Source organism: Quadrisphaera sp. RL12-1S (genome assembly GCF_014270065.1).
Taxonomy (GTDB): domain Bacteria; phylum Actinomycetota; class Actinomycetes; order Actinomycetales; family Quadrisphaeraceae; genus Quadrisphaera.
In genome coordinates this window covers 408562-424672 of sequence record NZ_JACNME010000002.1, presented here as the reverse complement: position 1 = coordinate 424672, position 16111 = coordinate 408562, and the positions used below count along the sequence as shown (strand labels likewise).

At 75.7% G+C, this 16111-nt stretch carries 14 protein-coding genes; 6 read left to right on the top strand and 8 right to left on the bottom strand.

Going from position 1 to position 16111, the window contains the following annotated elements; all coding sequences use genetic code 11:
- The first annotated feature begins 111 nt into the window (after positions 1-111).
- The 3 genes from speB to H7K62_RS05465 are packed head-to-tail and all read left to right on the top strand — an operon-like array spanning position 112 to position 4120.
- Positions 112-1083: an agmatinase gene (gene speB, locus H7K62_RS05475; protein ID WP_186717076.1), complete on the top strand. Its 972-nt coding sequence runs from the start codon at positions 112-114 to the stop codon at positions 1081-1083.
- Positions 1080-2840 carry a flavin monoamine oxidase family protein gene (locus tag H7K62_RS05470; RefSeq protein WP_186716898.1) on the top strand — a complete coding sequence of 587 codons (1761 nt, stop codon included), beginning with the start codon at positions 1080-1082 and terminating at the stop codon, positions 2838-2840. Before speB ends, H7K62_RS05470 begins: the two co-directional genes overlap by 4 nt.
- Positions 2837-4120, top strand: a complete 1284-nt coding sequence (locus H7K62_RS05465) for an MFS transporter (RefSeq protein WP_186716897.1) — start codon at positions 2837-2839, stop codon at positions 4118-4120. The genes H7K62_RS05470 and H7K62_RS05465 overlap by 4 nt, the downstream gene beginning before the upstream one ends.
- A gap of 40 nt (positions 4121-4160) precedes the next feature.
- Here the strand turns inward: H7K62_RS05465 and H7K62_RS05460 are convergent, their stop codons facing one another.
- Both H7K62_RS05460 and H7K62_RS05455 read right to left on the bottom strand, forming a co-directional pair.
- Positions 4161-5417 carry a DeoR family transcriptional regulator gene (locus tag H7K62_RS05460; protein ID WP_186716896.1) on the bottom strand — a complete coding sequence of 419 codons (1257 nt, stop codon included), beginning with the start codon at positions 5415-5417 and terminating at the stop codon, positions 4161-4163.
- Between the two features lie 902 nt (positions 5418-6319).
- A complete protein-coding gene (locus H7K62_RS05455; RefSeq protein ID WP_186716895.1) occupies positions 6320-6775 on the bottom strand; it encodes a DUF6204 family protein in 456 nt (151 codons plus the stop codon).
- 303 nt (positions 6776-7078) lie between these two features.
- On the opposite strand from H7K62_RS05455, the gene H7K62_RS05450 reads away from it, so the two are divergent.
- Both H7K62_RS05450 and H7K62_RS05445 read left to right on the top strand, forming a co-directional pair.
- Positions 7079-8374 carry a hypothetical protein gene (locus H7K62_RS05450; protein WP_186716894.1) on the top strand — a complete coding sequence of 432 codons (1296 nt, stop codon included), beginning with the start codon at positions 7079-7081 and terminating at the stop codon, positions 8372-8374.
- A gap of 366 nt (positions 8375-8740) precedes the next feature.
- Positions 8741-9940, top strand: a complete 1200-nt coding sequence (locus H7K62_RS05445; protein WP_186717075.1) for a glycosyltransferase — start codon at positions 8741-8743, stop codon at positions 9938-9940.
- 193 nt (positions 9941-10133) lie between these two features.
- Here the strand turns inward: H7K62_RS05445 and H7K62_RS05440 are convergent, their stop codons facing one another.
- Positions 10134-10556, bottom strand: a complete 423-nt coding sequence (locus tag H7K62_RS05440) for a hypothetical protein (protein WP_370591618.1) — start codon at positions 10554-10556, stop codon at positions 10134-10136.
- A complete protein-coding gene (locus H7K62_RS05435; protein ID WP_186716893.1) occupies positions 10549-10911 on the bottom strand; it encodes a hypothetical protein in 363 nt (120 codons plus the stop codon). Before H7K62_RS05435 ends, H7K62_RS05440 begins: the two co-directional genes overlap by 8 nt.
- Positions 10912-11048: 137 nt before the next feature.
- Between H7K62_RS05435 and H7K62_RS05430 the strand changes: the two genes are divergently transcribed.
- Complete coding sequence (locus tag H7K62_RS05430) at positions 11049-11705, top strand: histidine phosphatase family protein (protein WP_370591617.1); 657 nt, start codon at positions 11049-11051, stop codon at positions 11703-11705.
- A 27-nt stretch (positions 11706-11732) separates the two neighbouring features.
- Here the strand turns inward: H7K62_RS05430 and H7K62_RS05425 are convergent, their stop codons facing one another.
- The 4 genes from H7K62_RS05425 to H7K62_RS05410 all read right to left on the bottom strand — a co-directional run bounded on the left by H7K62_RS05425 (position 11733) and on the right by H7K62_RS05410 (position 16069).
- Positions 11733-12827: an ABC transporter substrate-binding protein gene (locus H7K62_RS05425; protein WP_186716892.1), complete on the bottom strand. Its 1095-nt coding sequence runs from the start codon at positions 12825-12827 to the stop codon at positions 11733-11735.
- Positions 12828-12912: 85 nt separating this feature from the next.
- Positions 12913-13806: an ABC transporter ATP-binding protein gene (locus tag H7K62_RS05420; protein WP_186716891.1), complete on the bottom strand. Its 894-nt coding sequence runs from the start codon at positions 13804-13806 to the stop codon at positions 12913-12915.
- Positions 13806-14924: a FecCD family ABC transporter permease gene (locus H7K62_RS05415; protein WP_222437111.1), complete on the bottom strand. Its 1119-nt coding sequence runs from the start codon at positions 14922-14924 to the stop codon at positions 13806-13808. Before H7K62_RS05415 ends, H7K62_RS05420 begins: the two co-directional genes overlap by 1 nt.
- Positions 14921-16069, bottom strand: a complete 1149-nt coding sequence (locus tag H7K62_RS05410; RefSeq protein ID WP_370591616.1) for a FecCD family ABC transporter permease — start codon at positions 16067-16069, stop codon at positions 14921-14923. The genes H7K62_RS05415 and H7K62_RS05410 overlap by 4 nt, the downstream gene beginning before the upstream one ends.
- Positions 16070-16111: the final 42 nt, after the last annotated feature.

Here is a 16111-nt window from a genome sequence, read left to right as displayed (position 1 = left end):
CGGGGCCAGGGCTCTGGGACGTGGACCGGCGTCGTCCTTACGATGCTCGTCGTGGTGCCTGAGGAGCTCTCCGAGCAGTCGACCAGCGGGACGACCAGTCGCGGAGGGGACGTGAGCGCGCCGGTGGGGCCGGTGGACTCCTCCCGGATCCCGCGCTTCGCCGGGCCGGCCACCTTCGCCCGCCTGCCCCGCGCCGACGAGGTCGGGCGCGCCGACGTCGCCGTCATCGGCGTCCCCTTCGACGCGGGGGTGTCCTACCGCCCCGGCGCCCGCTTCGGGCCCGCCGCCGTGCGCGACGCCTCCCGCCTGCTGCGGCCCCACCACCCCGGCCTGGACCTGGACCCCTTCGCGCACCAGCAGGTCGTCGACGCCGGCGACGTCGTCGCCAACCCCTTCTCCATCGACCAGGCCATCGAGCAGGTCGAGGCCGGCGCCGACGAGCTGTCCGGTGCCGGCGCCCGCCTGGTCACCATCGGCGGCGACCACACCATCGCCCTGCCCCTGCTGCGCTCGGTCGCCCGCCGCCACGGACCCGTCGCCCTGGTCCACTTCGACGCCCACCTGGACACCTGGGACACCTACTTCGGCGCCCCCTACACCCACGGCACCCCCTTCCGCCGCGCCGTGGAGGAGGGCCTGCTCGAACCCGGCGCCCTCACCCACGTCGGCACCCGCGGCCCCCTGTACGGCCGCTCCGACCTCGACGACGACGCCCGCCTCGGCTTCGGCCTGGTCACCAGCGCCGACGTCATGCGCCGCGGCGTCGACGAGGTCGTCGACGGCCTGCGCTCGCGGATCGGGGACCGCCCGCTGTACCTCAGCATCGACATCGACGTCCTCGACCCCGCCCACGCCCCCGGCACCGGCACCCCCGAGGCCGGCGGCATGACCAGCCGCGAGCTGCTGGAGGTGCTGCGCGGCCTGGCGGGCCTGCAGCTGGTCGGCGCCGACGTCGTGGAGGTCGCCCCCGCCTACGACCACGCCCAGATCACCGCCGTCGCCGCCAGCCACGTCGCCTACGACCTGGTCTCCCTCATGGCCCTGTCACCCCTGCACGGCACCACCCCGGGAGCGCCCGCATGACCGCCGCCACCGGCGAGGGGGTGCTCGGCGCCCTCGCCCACCCGGAGGTGACCATGCTCACCCCCGACTTCCCCTTCGAGCACGACCGCTGGCTGGCCCACCCCGCCGGCCTGGGGTCCGTGCCGCCCGAGGCCCGCGGCGCCAGCGTCGCCGTCGTCGGCGCCGGCATCTCCGGCCTGGTCGCCGCCTACGAGCTCGCCCGCCTGGGGGTGCGCCCCGTCGTCCACGAGGCCGACCAGATCGGCGGCCGCCTGCGCTCGGTGCCCTTCCCCGGCGGCGTGGACGGGGTCCTCGCCGAGCTCGGCGGCATGCGCTTCCCCACCTCCGGGCGCTCCTTCTTCCACTACGCCGACCTGGTCGGCACCCGCACCACGCCGTTCCCCAACCCGCTCACCCCCACCGCCGGGTCCACCGTCATCGACCTCGGCGGCCAGGTCCACTACGCCGAGACCGCCGCCGACCTGCCGGGCTTCTTCTCCGAGGTCGCCCGCGCCTGGGCCGCCGCCCTGGCCGAGATCGGCGTCCCCGACCTCCAGCACGCCATCGCCACCCGCGACCTGCCCCGCGTCAAGGCCCTGTGGGACCCCCTCGTGCGCGCCCGCGACGAGCAGAGCTTCTACGGCTTCGTCGCCGCCTCCGCCGCCTTCCGCGCCCTGCCCTACGCCCACCGCGAGGCCTTCGGCCAGGTCGGCTTCGGCACCGGGGGGTGGGACACCGACTTCCCCAACTCCATCCTGGAGATCCTGCGCGTCATCGCCACCAACGCCGACGAGGACCACCAGCGCGTCCTCGGCGGCGTCCAGCAGGTCCCGCTGCGCCTGTGGTCCCGGCCCCTGCCCGACGGCCCCTACGCAGGCCAGTCCCTGCGCGACCTGCACGCCGGAGCCCCCCGCCCCGGCGTCGCCGCCCTCGCCCGCGCCGGCTCGGCCACCTCCGGCAGCGCGGCCAGCTCCCAGGTCGCGGTCACCGACCGCTGGGGACGCACCACCACCCACGACGGCGTCGTCGTCACCTGCCAGTCCTGGCTGCTGTCCGCGCGCATCGAGACCGAAGAGGCCCTCTTCGACCACCCCACGTGGATGGCCATGGACCGCTCCCACTACGCGCAGTCCTCCAAGACCTTCGTCATGGTCGACCGCCCCTTCTGGCGCGACCGGGACCCGGCCACAGGACGCCGGGTCATGTCCACCACCCTCACCGACCGCATGACCCGCGCCACCTACCTCCTGGACGGAGAAGGGGGCGGGGACGACGAACCGGCCACCATCTGCCTCAGCTACACCTGGAACGACGACGCCCTCAAGTGGCTGGCCCTGTCCACCGACGAGCGCGTCCGCCTCATGGTCCGCTCCCTGGGGGAGGTCTACCCCGGCGTCGACATCGCCAGCCACATCATCGGCGAGCCCGTCACCGTCTCCTGGGAGTCCGACCCCAACTTCATGGGCGCCTTCCGCGGAGCCCTGCCCGGCCACTACCGCTACCAGCGCCGCCTGTTCACCCACTTCGTCAGGGACGACCTGCCCCCCGCCCAGCAGGGGCTCTTCCTCGCCGGCGACGACATCTCCTTCACCCCCGGGTGGGCCGACGGCGCCGTCACCACCGCCCTCAACGCCGTCTGGGGCGTCGTGCGCCACCTCGGCGGCACCACCCACCCCGACAACCCCGGCCCCGGCGACGCCTTCGACGCCCTCGCCCCCGTCGACCTCGACGCCTCCGACCCCAGCACCTCCGCCGACCACCCAGCCGGTAGGGGATGAAGAACCCCTACCGCCAGGTCCTGCGCACCCCCGGAGCCCCCGCCTTCGTGAGCGCCGGGCTCCTCGCCCGCCTGCCCATCTCCATGTACGGGCTCATCTACGTCTTCCTCGTCGAACGCGCCACCGGCTCCTACGCCGCAGCAGGAGCCGTCGCCGCCGCCTCCTCGATCGCCTCCGCCCTCGGCGCCCCCGTCCTGTCACGCCTCATCGACCGCCACGGCCAGGCCCGCGTCGCCGTCCCCGCGCTCGCGGTCCACACCGCCGGCATCCTCGGCGTCCTCCTCGCCGCCCACGCCCCCCTGCCCACCAGCACCCGCCCCCTGCTCATCGGCGCCGCCGCCGCGCTCGCGGGCGCCTCCTTCACCAGCTGGGGATCCCTCGTGCGCGCCCGCTGGGCCTGGGCCCTGCGCGAGGACCCCACCGGCCTGCACCCCGCCTTCTCCCTGGAGTCCGTCCTCGACGAGGTCACCTTCACCGTCGGCCCACCCCTGGCCACCGTCCTGGCCGTCGCCGTCTCACCCTCCCTCGCCCTGGCCACCGCGCTCGCGGCGACCGCTGCCGGCGGGACGGCCCTGGTGGTGCAGCGCTCCAGCGAGCCGCCCACCACCAGGACGACGACGGCGGCGGCGTCCTCGGCGGCGGGCGGGGCGCCGGAGCGCACCCCTGTCTCCGCCGGGCAGCGCGTGCGCGCAGCGGTCGGGGTCGTGGAGAACGCCGGCCTGCGGGCGCTGGTGCTGGCGTTCGTGGCCACCGGCGTGGTCTTCGGGTCGGTGGAGGTCATCGCCGTCGCGTTCACCGCCGAGCGCGGCCAGCCGGCGGCGGCCGGGCTGGTGCTGGCGCTGTACTCGATCGGCAGCCTGCTGGCCGGGCTGGTCTTCGGCGCTGTCACCTGGCGGGGGAGCCTGCCGCGCCGCTTCCGCCGGGGGGCTGTCGCCATGGCCGTGCTCATCGCGCCGGTGGCCCTGTCGGGCAGCATCCCGGTGCTGGCGGCCACGCTGTTCCTGTCCGGGATCGCGATCTCCCCGACGCTGATCTCCGGCAACGCGCTCGTGGCGCAGCTGGTGCCGCCGCGCCAGCTCACCGAGGGCCTGGCCTGGATCGGCACCTCCCTCGGTCTCGGGGTCTCCCTCGGCGCGGCGGTGGCCGGCCGGATCATCGACGGACCCGGCCCCCAGCCCGCGCTGCTGCTGCCCGTGGCGGCGGCGGCGCTGGCCGCGCTCGTCGTCGTCGCCTGCTCCCGGGTGCTCGGAGTGGCCCCGCGCGGCGCGGACCCCGCCTGACGGAGGGCTCAGGCCGACCCGGGCAGCGATCCGGTGGTGATCAGGCGGCGGTGACGCGGGGGGCGCTGGGCGCCCCGGAGCGGACCGCCTCCAGGCGGGCGGTGAGCGCGGCGGTGTCCTCGCCCGGGGCGGGGACTGCCACCACCTCCTGCAGCGCCCCGAGCGGCGCCGCGCGCACCAGGCCCGGGCGGCCCAGCACCCCCGGGGCGACCACGGCCACGGTGCGCTCGGCACGCGCCACCGCCGCCGCGACCAGCGCCGCGGCGGCGGAGGTGGGCGCCCAGGCGCCGCGGGCGTCCAGGCCGGTGGGCGTCAGGACGGCGACGTCGAGGTGCAGGTCCTCCAGGGCCGCCAGCGCCGAGGGACCGACCAGGTCGGTGCCGGCGTGCTCGGCCTCCCCGCCCAGCACCACCAGGCGCACGCCGGGGGCGCCGGACAGCACGGTGGCCGGGGCCAGGGCGGTGACGGCCACCGTCAGCGGTGCGGTGGGGGAGCGGGCCGCGAGCCTGGCCACGTGGTGGGCCAGCGCCAGCGCGCCGGTGCCCCCGGTCAGCAGCACGGCGGCGCCCGGGGCCAGCTCGCCCAGGGCGGCGCGGGCGGCACGCGCCCAGGGGTCCTCGGTCTCGGCGGGGGGAGCGGGGCGGGTGACGGGCTGGTCCTCGAGGTGATGATCACGAGGACGGTCGGGATGTGCGGGGGGAGAAGCGGGGGGAGAAGCGGGGCGCGCGGGGGGCAGCGGGACGTCCCAGCCCGGCGGCGTCTCCGCCTCGGCGGGCGCGTGCGGGGCCGGGGCCGTTGCTGGCGCTGGTGTCTCGCGGGCAGGTGCGGCCTGCGGCGTGGGGAACCCAGAGGGGAAGGCTCCCGCCCATGACGCGATAACGGAACCGAGCGAAGAGGGTGCCCTGGACGGGTCGAAGCCGGGGGAGGCCACCGGGTCGGGCTCCGCCTCGACGCCCGCCTCGACGCCGGTGTGGACGACGGGCGCCGCACTGGACGGCGCCCCGCGCCCCTGGTCCACCGAGGCCGGGGGACCTGAGGGGGCCGGGGGGGCCGGACGGGTCGGGGCCTGCTGCGGCGCCGGGGTCGGCCTGGGCGCGCTCGGGGGAGCGGTCGTGAGGCTGATGGCGCCACCGCGCACGCGGCGCAGACGACCAGCAGCGGTCAGCGCGTCCAGGTCCCGCCGGATCGTCATCTCCGAGACCTCGAAGCGCGACGCCAGCTCAGCGAGGCCGACCCGGCCCTCCGCGTCGACCCAGCGTGTGATCTCATCCCACCGCTCACCGCTCACATCGCACATCCAACCAGGTGTCACATGCGACGCACGGCGCACCCTGGCTGATGTGAGGTTCTGACAGTGCTGTCATGTGTGAGAAGTCTGCTCACAGCACGTGCGTGAGGTTCGTTTCATACGTGCGAGGGCGCCTGCTGCTCACAGGCTCCGTGGCGGATGGATGTGAGAACGCAACTCGTCGCCGTCGCGGGATGTGCGCGACGACGACGCACCTCCTGGGGCTCCTGCAGTATCTGATAACGGCACCAAGCGTGCGAGAACAACATCTTCCGGGGGAGCCGCAGGGGAAGGCCCGGACGCAGACGCCGTCGGCTCCGGCCGCAGCGGCGCAGCGGCCGGCAGAGGCGGAGCGAACGGCAGCTGCTGACACCGGGGCTTGCGGACCGATCGGGCCAACACCCACCCGCGGGCCTCGGTGGGATCCCGCCGCGTCCGGCTCCTGCTTCCCGGTGCTTCTCGGTGCTTCTCGGGGCACCACGCATCGCCGGGCGAGCAGGCCGGCGCGACGGCGGGAAGCTCGACGGCGATGGCGGTGGCAATGGCGGTGATGATGACGGTCGCAGCAAGGAAGGAGCCGCCGACGGCAGGACACCGGGGGACTCGCTCCCGGAGGTCGCAGCGATGGCGACCGAGCCGCCGCCCGAGCCGTCATCACCACGGGCGGTCCGGGCCGCCCGAGCCGTCATCACCACGGGCGGTCCGGGCCGCCGCTGGCGCATTCTGGGAACCCCGACAGACACCGTCCAGGCGCTCGAGGCACCAGGTCAGGTGTCAGGCGCACGGTCTCGAGGAGCCTGCTGGAGCGTCGCTCCCCTGGCCGTTCCCAGCGAGCCGATAATCGACGTTATGTCAGACTGCGGGAAGAAGGGGCAGGTCGGGGCCTCCCCGACGAGGCGCTGAGCGCGGCCTCATGAGCTGCTGCGCCGACCGGTCCGCTTCGAGGCGCGGGTCCTGACGTCCTGCAGGCATGTGACCGAGACGCTGAGGTCACCGCGCCAGGAGACGCCGGCGTCCTGCAGGATCGTCATCGTCCGCAGCAGGGCCTCGGTGCGGGCGTCGTCGTTGGCCTCGACGGTGCTGGGTGAGACCACGGTGAGCAGGTGGCGCACGGTGAAGCGCGTCAGCGTGGGCCCGTAGGTCCAGCAGCCGTCCTCGGTGAACGCCGAGGAGAACACGTCGTGCTCGCCCTGGGCGGCCAGCAGTCGCTGACGCAGCTCACCGCTGGGGCGGTCGAACTGTCCGACGACCTCGGTGCGGTAGGTCCGGGTCTGGGACGTCGCTGGTGCCGCTGGTGTCGCCGGCGCCAGCGGGTCCGCTGGGATTCTGGGACTCGCGGCGTCGCGCGGGCGCTGGTCCGTCGTCATGGTCGACCAGTGTCCTCATCGCGCGCGTGCTGCACGAGCCGTTTCTCGCGCTCCCCCCGTGGTCCTCGTCGTCGGCCTCGACGTCGCCTCCTACTGCCCCCGCCCACCCTCATCGGCACATCCACCCGCAATTTGATAACGGAACCACGCAGCAACCCTCTCCTCACCACGGACCGGACCCGTCAGTACGTCTAGGCCAGACCGAAGCCTTGACGTGGTTCGCGCGGACCCGGGGGTCTCTGGGGGCGACCGGGGACGAGGAGGTGGGCCTGGTTCCGTTATCAAGTGCCGTAGGATGGGGTGGTGACGACGGACGCGCAGGCCTCCACCACCGCAGGCGATCGCCCCACGGCCCTGAGCCGCCTCGTGGACGGCTACCTGGCCACCCTGGGCGCCACCAGCCCCTCCACCCAGCGCCAGCGCACCTGGGCCCTGCGCGAGCTGCTCACCTGGACGCAGGGCACCCCCGGGGCCACACCCGGGACCTCATCCGGGGGCACAGGAGCGCCTGCCTCCCCCACACCGGCCGCCGTCCTGGCACCCGAGCCCGTGCGCGCCTGGCTGGACGCCGCGGCCACCGCCGACCCCCCGGCCTCCCTGCCGGGCCTGCGGGCCAGGGCGAGCGCCGTGCGGGCGCTGACCCAGCACGCCGAGACCACCGGGGCACTGCCCGTGGGTGCCGCAGCAGCCCTGGCCGCCGTCCTGCGCATGCCCGCACCGCCCCTGGCGCCCGGACCGGACCCCGACCCCGTGCGCCGCCTGCTCGTCAAGGCCCACCCCGACGCACGGCCCCTGGCCGTGCACCCGGCGGTGTGGACCCGGTTCTGCGCTCACGTGCACCTGCTCGCGCTCACCGGTGAGCGCGAGGACGTCATGGCCACGCTGCGCCTGGCAGACGTCACCACCCACGCCTCACAGGACGACGACACCTCCTCCATCTCACACGTAGGCAGTGATGACCTCACCCCTCCTGTTCCTCACGCGTCGTCACAGAACTCTCACGGCGCCGATGTCACATCCTCGTCGTCGCTTCCTCACATCGACCGGGCCAGCGGTTCTCACATCGACGGCGACGCGGTGACTCCCCCGCTGTTCCCCGACGCCAGCGATGACACCAGTGATGACACCAGTGATGATGCGAGCGGCGAGACCGACGTCGTGCTGGCGGGAGCGGCGGTGGACGCGGGAGCGGGGTGGCCCAGCCGCCTGCGGCCCGAGGGGACAGCCGGCTCAGAAGGTCCAGGAGGGTCAGCTGCTCTGGCGGTGGCCACCCACGTGCGCGTGCAGACCGGACTCTCACCGCGCACGTGGAAGCTGCCCGAGCCGGCGCGGACCGCGCTGTCGGGGTGGCTGGCTGACCGGGCCGTGCTGGCCTCGCTGCTGCGCGGGTCGGATCCCTCGGCGCTGTGGCTGCGGGTACGGCCCTCGACCGACCTGCGCACGGGAGCGCTGCGCCCGGCGGGCCTGCCGCTGTCCGACCGGGGGCTGCGCCTGGCCTTCACCACCACCCTGGGCGTCCTCGCTCTGGAGGACCGGGACCTGGAGGACCTCTCCACCGCGGCGGTGCGGGCCTACGCTCGGGGGCGTGGGCCGGTGTGATCCGTGAGCGGTGCGACGCGCGATGACGCCGGCGCCCCCGGGCGAGGTGGGCCCCTGCTGCCCGATGGCCGGCTGGGCGTCGACCCGAGAGCTGTGCAGCGCGCTGGGCAGAGCGGTCCTGTGGGGAGCCTCCCAGGTGGTGCCCAGGTCTCCCCCCAGCTCGCCCCAGCCAGCGGGCCGAGGGTCGCTGGCGTGAGCCTCGTGGACGGTGACGCCGGCACCGCTGCCTTCGCCGCTGCAACTTCCGAGGGCGGCCCCGCGGCCCCGGCGGCCCCGGGGGACGGTGCACCGGCCGCGCGGACCTCCGCCTTCGCCGCGGCCGCGACTGCGGCGTCCGACCCGACCTGCGACCCGACCTCGACTCCCGTGACCGTGCTCGACGTCGTCGTCCCGGTCTACAACGAGCAGGACGACCTTCCCGGGTGCGTGCGGGCCCTGCACGCCCACCTGCTGGCGCACCTGCCGTACTCCTTCTGCGTCACCGTGGTCGACAACGCCAGCACCGACGCCACCCTGGTCACCGCGCACGCCCTGGCCGCCGAGCTGGACTCCCCCGGAGCCGGGGTGAAGGTGGTCCACCTGGACCGCAAGGGCCGCGGCGGGGCGCTGCGCGCGGCGTGGTCGGCCTCTCCCGCGCAGGTGGTGGCCTACATGGACGTGGACCTGTCCACCGACCTCGCCGCGCTGCTGCCGCTGGTGGCACCCCTGGTCTCGGGGCACTCCGACGTGGCCATCGGCACCCGGCTGCACCGCGCCTCCCGGGTGGTGCGCGGCCCCAAGCGCGAGGTCGTCTCGCGCTGCTACAACGCGCTGCTGCGCTCCACGCTGCGGGTGCGCTTCTCCGACGCCCAGTGCGGCTTCAAGGCGGTGCGCAAGGAGGTCGCCGGGGCGCTGCTGCCGCTGGTGGTCGACGACGGCTGGTTCTTCGACACCGAGCTGCTGGTGCTCGCCGAGCGTGCGGGCCTGCGCATCCACGAGGTCCCCGTGGACTGGGTGGACGACCCCGACTCCCGCGTCGACATCGTCGCCACCGCCGCCGCTGACCTGCGGGGCCTGGCGCGCCTGGCCTCCTCCCTGGCCCGGGGGGAGCTGCCCCTGGCCGACGTCCACGCCGCCCTGGTGACGCGCCCCTCCCCCACCTCCCCCACGGGCCTGCTCTCGCAGGTGCTGCGGTTCGCGGTGGTCGGGGTGGCCAGCACCCTGGCGTACGCCCTGCTGTACCTGCTGCTGCGGCCGGTGCTCGGGCCGCAGGGCGCCAACCTGGCCTCCCTGCTGGTGACCGCGGTGGCCAACACCGCCGCCAACCGCGCCTTCACCTTCGGGGTGCGGGGGCGCTCGCAGGTGGCCCGCCACCAGGCGCAGGGCCTGGTGGTCTTCGGCATCTGCTGGGGCCTGACCTCGGGGTCGCTGGTGCTCCTGCACGCCGTCGCGCCGGGCGCCTCCCACGTGGTGGAGGTGGTGGCACTGACCGCGGCCAACCTCGCCGGCACCGTGCTGCGCTTCCTGCTGCTGCGGGTGTGGGTCTTCCGGGGCCAGCGGGTCCCCAGCGCCGACTGGCGCGGCTGACCCCTCCCCTCCCCCGCCGCACCGGTGTCGGTGCGGGGTGCTCGTCGTGCGGGCCGGCTGCCGGCCGGCCCGCACGACGAGCGCTCCATGATCACCCTGCTTGGTTCTGTTATCAGGTTGGGTGGGTGCCCCGCTCCGCCACCGACCAGCAGTCAGCAGGCCGGAGTCGGCGAGATCAGCGAGATCGGTGTAGTCAGCGCGTGGGACGGGTGCGCCGCAGCCAGGCCAGACCCAGCAGTGGGAGCACCAGGGGCACCCAGCCGTAGTCGCGGCCGAACGCGCCCCAGACCGTCCCGTCGGGGAAGTCGGCGGCGTCCAGCACCGTCAGGGTCCCCACGGTGAGCACCCCGACCAGCTCCACGAGCACGGCACCCAGCGCCACCCGCCACGCTCCGGGGGTGGCGCGCACGAGCGCAGCGGTGGCCACCACGTAGACCAGGCCCGCGAACAGGCTCAGCAGGTAGGCCACCGGCGCCTCGGAGAACTGGAAGAGCACCTGGTAGAGGCCGCGGACGGAGGCGGACAGGCCCAGGACGGCGTAGACGGCCACGAGCACCCGGCCCGGGCCGTGGCGCATCGCCCCGGACGCGCCGGAGGTGGGGGGTCTGCTAGGCACCGGCGCTCCAGACCTGCTCGAGGCGCACGACGAGGATGGCGGTGGTCAGCGCGGCGATGAGGAGCACCCCGGTCCCCCAGCGCGACTTCTCCCCCAGCGCCCAGAACGCCCCGACCGGCGGCACGAGCACCGTGGTGACCAGGTAGCTGCCGAACACGACGCCGTCGACGGGGCGGTCGGTCAGGGCCAGGGCGACGAACCCGGCCACGGCTTGCACGAGCAGGGCGACCTCGAGGACGGCGACGGCGATGAGCATCCGGTCGTCCAGGCGCCGGCCGCGGGCGGTGGCCAGGCCCGCGAGCGCGGCGACCACCAGGGCGAGGACGCCGCAGGCCCAGGCGAGGACCGGGGTCACGGCGAGGGCCTCCTGGGATCTGCTGGTGCCTGCTGGTCGTCGGGCTGTGGTTCAGGTGGGGCGCCGGTGGAGGCGTCGTCGTCATCGTAGGTGGCGGCCCGCGAGCGCTGGCGGGGGCTGGCTGGCAGCCTGGCGCGGTGAGTGAGACGGGTCGTCTGCTGCTGCTGCGTCACGGTGCCACCGAGTGGTCGACCTCGGGTCGGCACACGGGGAGCACCGACGTTCCGCTGACGGAGGTGGGTGAGGAGCAGGCGCGCGGGGCGTCGCGGGTGCTGCACCGGGTGCTGGAGGGTGAGCCGGCGCTGGTGGCGGTGAGCCCTCGGCAGCGGGCGCAGCGCACGGCGCGGCTGGCGGGTCTGGGCGTGCCGGTGGCCGACGGTGGGCTCGGTGGTGGTGAGCCGGTGGTGCTGGAGGACCTGGCGGAGTGGGACTACGGGGCCTACGAGGGGCTGACGACGCCGCAGATCCGCGAGCAGCGGGGCGACGACTGGCGGGTGTTTCGCGACGGGGTGGCTCCCGGGGGGCAGGGGCAGCCGCCCGGTGAGCAGCTGGAGCAGGTCGCGGCGCGCTGCGAGCGGGTGCTGGAGCGGGTGCGGCCGGCGCTGGGGCGCGGTGACGTGGTGCTGGTGGCGCACGGGCACGTGCTGCGGGTGCTGGCGGCGGTGTGGCTGGAGGCCGGTCCGCAGGCGGGGGCGCAGCTGCTGCTGGACACCGCGGCGGTGTGCGTGCTGGACGCCGAGCACGGGGTGCCCGGGGTGAGGCGGTGGAACCTCACCCCGGGCCTGCTGACCTGAGGGCTGACCTGGTAGACGACCTGAGGGTCAGGCTGTGACCTTCTGGGCCTTCTCGAGGTCGTCGGCGAGCGCGTTGAGCACGCGGGCCTGCTGGACGTGGTCCATGGAGCCGAAGTACCAGGGGTAGAGCTGGTCGGCCTGGGCCGCGGGGGTGGGCGCGAAGGTGGGCTGGGCCTTGAGGCCGGCGGCGTCCAGGGCGTCGATGGGGCTGTAGAGGACGACGTCGGGGGTGTACTTCCCGGCGTTCTCCCAGGAGGCCTGCTCCCAGTAGTACTCGCTGGTGGACAGCGGGAGGAAGCGCACGCCGAGGGAGGCGTAGAAGGCCAGGCCGGGGTCGTCGGAGGCCTTGGCCCAGTACATGCCGTCACCGGGGGTGGCGTAGAGGGCGCCGACCACCAGGTCCCGGGAGGCCGCGGCGCGCACGCGGTCGCAGGCCGCCTCCCAGTCGGCCCTCGCGCGGGTGTTGGCGTCGTCGTCGAGGTCCGCACCCAGGGAGGCGGCGAGCTCGCCGTTGCGGGCGATGACGTCGGCGGAGGTGCCCTTCTGGGCGATGGCGACGATGGGGGCGATCTTGGCGGCGGCGTCCTGCTGGGCCTGGTCGGTGAAGGAGAACAGCTGCTCGCCGAGCTTCCCGGAGGAGTCGGCGGGGTAGCCGGGGACGACGAGGACGTCGGGGGCCAGCGCCGCGAGCGCCTCGAGGTCGATCTCGCCGTAGGTGGAGCCGAGGACGGTCACGCCGGTGGTGTCGCGGCCGGTGAAGTTGGCGTCCTCGGACAGGGGGTAGCGGTGCCAGACGCCCACGGGGGTGATGCCGAAGCCCCACAGGGCGCTGACCTCGTCGGCGTAGCCGGCGATGCGGGTGGGGACGGCGTCCAGGGTGGTGGTGCGGCCGCGGTCGTCGGTGAAGGTCCAGGGGCCGGAGGTGGGGCTGGCGCCGCCGGGGCGGGCCGTCGCCTCACCGCCTGCCGCGCCGGGGTCGGGGCTGCTGGAGCCGCAGGCGGCGAGCAGGCCGGCCAGTCCGCCGGCGCCGGCGAGCAGGACGGCGCGGCGGGAGGTGCCTGCGCCGGCGGGGGGCAGGTGGGCGCCCAGCAGGGAGGCGAGGTGGGGCGTGGGGCGGGTCATGGGGGCTCCTGGGGTCCTCGGGCGGTTGTCGTACAGGTGTTCGATTTGCGGAGCAGTGGGGTGGCCAGGGCGGTCGGGGCGCCGCTCAGGCGGTGGGGGCGAGGGCGTGCCGACCGGCGAGGGGGACGATGAGCGGTCCCCCGGCGACGGGGTCCTCCAGCACCCGCGCCCGGACGCCGAACACGCGTTCGAGCAGTTCCTCGGTGAGCACCTCGGCGGGGGTCCCGGTGGCCACCACGGCTCCGGCCTGCACCGCGACGACGTGGTCGGCGTAGCGGGCGGTGAGGTTGAGGTCGTGCAGGACGACGACGGCGGTGCGCCCCCCAGCAGAGGTGGCAGCAGAGGTGCCAGCAGGGCTGGCGGGGCTGGTGGGGTGCACGAGCCCGTGCACCAGGTCGAGCACCTCCAGCTGGTGGCACAGGTCCAGGAAGGTGGTCGGCTCGTCCAGCAGGAGCAGGTCGGTCTCCTGGGCCAGGGCCAGCGCGATCCACGCCCGCTGGCGCTGCCCGCCGGAGAGCTCGTCGACCACGCGGTCGGCCAGGTCGAGCACGCCGACGCGCTCCAGGGCGCGGGCCACGGCGTCGTCGTCGGCGGCGGAGGCGGTGGAGAACCAGCGCTGGTGCGGGTGGCGACCGCGGGAGACCAGGTCCCTCACGGTCAGGCCCTCCGGAGCGGTGGGGCTCTGGGGCAGCAGGGCCAGCTGCTGGGCCACCGCGCGGGTGGGCATCGAGTCGATGGCGCGCCCGTCGAGCAGCACCTGTCCGGCGGTGGGCCGCAGCAGGCGCCCCAGGGCGCGCAGCACCGTGGACTTGCCGCACCCGTTGGGGCCGACGACCGCCGTGAGGGCGCCGTCGGGGACGGCCAGGTCCAGGCCACCGCTGGAGCCGCCGACGACGACGCGCTCGCCGTAGGCCAGGCGCACCGCCTCGGCGCGCAACCTGCTGGTGGAGGTGGTGGGAGTGGTGGAAGTGGTGGTCATCAGAAGGTCCTCTCGCGGGATCTGCGCACGAGCAGCCAGATCAGGTAGGGGGCGCCGATGATCGAGGTGACCACCCCGACGGGCACCTCCCCGCCCAGGGCGGTGCGTCCGACGCAGTCGGCCAGCACCACCAGCACCGCCCCCAGCAGGGCGGACAGCAGCACCGGGGGGCGGCCGCGGGCCGCCCTGCCGGCCAGGCGCAGCGCCACCTGCGGCACCAGCAGCGCCACGAAGCCGATCGGCCCGGCGGCCACCACGGCGGCGGACGCCGCGACCACCGACACCAGCAGGACCGCGAGCTGGCTGCGCTGCAGCGGCACGCCCAGAGCGCGGGCGGAGTCGTCCCCCAGCACGAGGGCGTCCAGGCGGTGCCCGAGCACCAGCGCCAGCGGCACGAGCACCGCGAGGGTGGCGCCGGCCTGGGCGGCCTGCTCCCAGCCCCGCCCGGACAGCGACCCCGACAGGTAGCGCACGGCCTGGGCGGCCCAGTCGAGGCGGGCGCCGATGAGCATCCAGGAGATGAGGCCCTGCAGGGCGGCGGCGATGCCGATGCCGACGAGCACCAGGCGGGTGCCGTGGACGCCGCCGCGCCAGGCGAGGGCGTAGACGAGGGCGGCGGTGCCCAGGGCACCGGCGCCGGCGGCCAGGGGGACGCCCACCGCCGACAGCGGCCCGGCCAGCCCGGGGGCGGCGGTGGCGGCGAGGATGACCAGCACCGCGCCGGCGGCGGCGCCCCGGTCGACGCCGAGGACGTCGGGGCTGGCCAGGGGGTTGCGGGCGAAGGCCTGCAGCAGCGCCCCGGACAGGCCCAGGAGGGCGCCGACGGCGACGGCGGTGCTGGTGCGCGGCAGGCGCAGCTCGGTGACCACGAAGCGGGCGCCGCGCTCCCCGCCGCCGGTGAGGACGGAGAACACCTCGCTCAGGCCCAGCGGGGCGGACCCGCGGGACAGGTCCACGGCCACGACGAGCACGAGCAGCGCCAGGGCGGCGGCCACGAGCACCGCGGCGCGGGTGTGCAGGCGCAGCGACAGCGGCCCCAGGCGCAGCGCGAGGGTCCCGGGCGCCGGGGCCAGCAGCGGGGCGAGGGGCGCGAGGGGGGCGAGGGGGCGGGTGCTCACAGGGCCACCAACCGGCGCCGGCGCACGAGCACCACGAACGCGGGACCGCCGAGCACGGCCAGGACCACCCCGACCGGCACCTCCCCGGCGCCCACCACCAACCGCCCCAGGACGTCGGCGACGAGCACGAGCACCGCACCGCACAGCCCGGCCACCGGCAGCAGCCAGCGGTGCACCGGACCCACCAGCGCGCGGGCCAGGTGCGGGACCACCAGGCCCACGAAGCCGATCGGCCCGCACGCCGCGGTGGCGGCGCCGACCAGGACGACGACGGCGGCCACGCCCAGGCCGCGGGCGGCACCGACGCGCAGCCCGGCGCCGCGGGCGAGGTCGTCCCCGAGGGCCAGCAGGTCCAGGCCGCGCGCACCCAGCAGGCCCAGCACGAGGCCGACGGCGGCGACCGGGGCCGCGAGCGCCACGACGCCGCCGGTGCCGGTGAGCGCTCCGACGGCCCAGAAGCGGAAGGCCTGCAGGCCGGTGGCGTCGGCGAGGACGACGGCCTGCACGAGGGCTCCGAGCAGGGCGGTGACCGCGGCGCCGGCGAGCACGAGGGTGAGGGGGTCGGTGCCGCCGGCGCTGCCCGTGGAGGTGGTGGAGGCGCGGCCGCGGGGACCGCCGGCGGCGATGCCGACCACCACGAGGGCGCCCGCGGCGGCGCCGAGCAGGGCGGCGGTGACGGTGGTGGTCGGGGTCAGGACGCCGCCGGCGCCGAGGGTGACGGCGGCCACCACCACGGCCAGGGCGGCGCCCTGGGTGACGCCCAGCAGCCCGGGGTCGGCGAGGGGGTTGCGGGTGAGGCCCTGCATGAGGCCGCCGGCCACCCCGAGGGCCGCCCCGGCGAGCAGGCCGAGCAGGGTGCGCGGCACGCGCAGCTGCCAGACGATCACCGAGGCCTCGCTGCCCCCGGGGCCGGCGGCAGCCGGCCCCGCGCGCAGGGCCTCCAGCACGGTGGCCGGCGCCAGCGCCCGGGAGCCCAGGGCGAGGCTGGCCAGGACGGCGAGCAGCACCCCGAGCACCAGGAGCAGGACGACGGCGCTGCGGCGGGCGGTCTGCGCGGGGCGCAGGTCGAGAGGCTGCCCGGGGTGACTCCCGGAGCGCCGTCCGGGGCGCGCCGGGGTCGCCGGGGCGTCGACGGGGGCGATCACGAAGGTGAGGTTAGCCTGTCCTCACCTCCCGCGGGAACCGCC

Coding starts and splice junctions, on each gene's coding strand:
- H7K62_RS05465 (WP_186716897.1), top strand. CDS start 2,837: ATGAAGAACCCCTACCGCCAGGTCCTGCGCACCCCCGGAGCCCCCGCC.
- H7K62_RS05470 (WP_186716898.1), top strand. CDS start 1,080: ATGACCGCCGCCACCGGCGAGGGGGTGCTCGGCGCCCTCGCCCACCCG.
- H7K62_RS05460 (WP_186716896.1), bottom strand. CDS start 5,417: ATGTGCGATGTGAGCGGTGAGCGGTGGGATGAGATCACACGCTGGGTC.
- H7K62_RS05425 (WP_186716892.1), bottom strand. CDS start 12,827: ATGACCCGCCCCACGCCCCACCTCGCCTCCCTGCTGGGCGCCCACCTG.
- H7K62_RS05420 (WP_186716891.1), bottom strand. CDS start 13,806: ATGACCACCACTTCCACCACTCCCACCACCTCCACCAGCAGGTTGCGC.
- H7K62_RS05455 (WP_186716895.1), bottom strand. CDS start 6,775: ATGACGACGGACCAGCGCCCGCGCGACGCCGCGAGTCCCAGAATCCCA.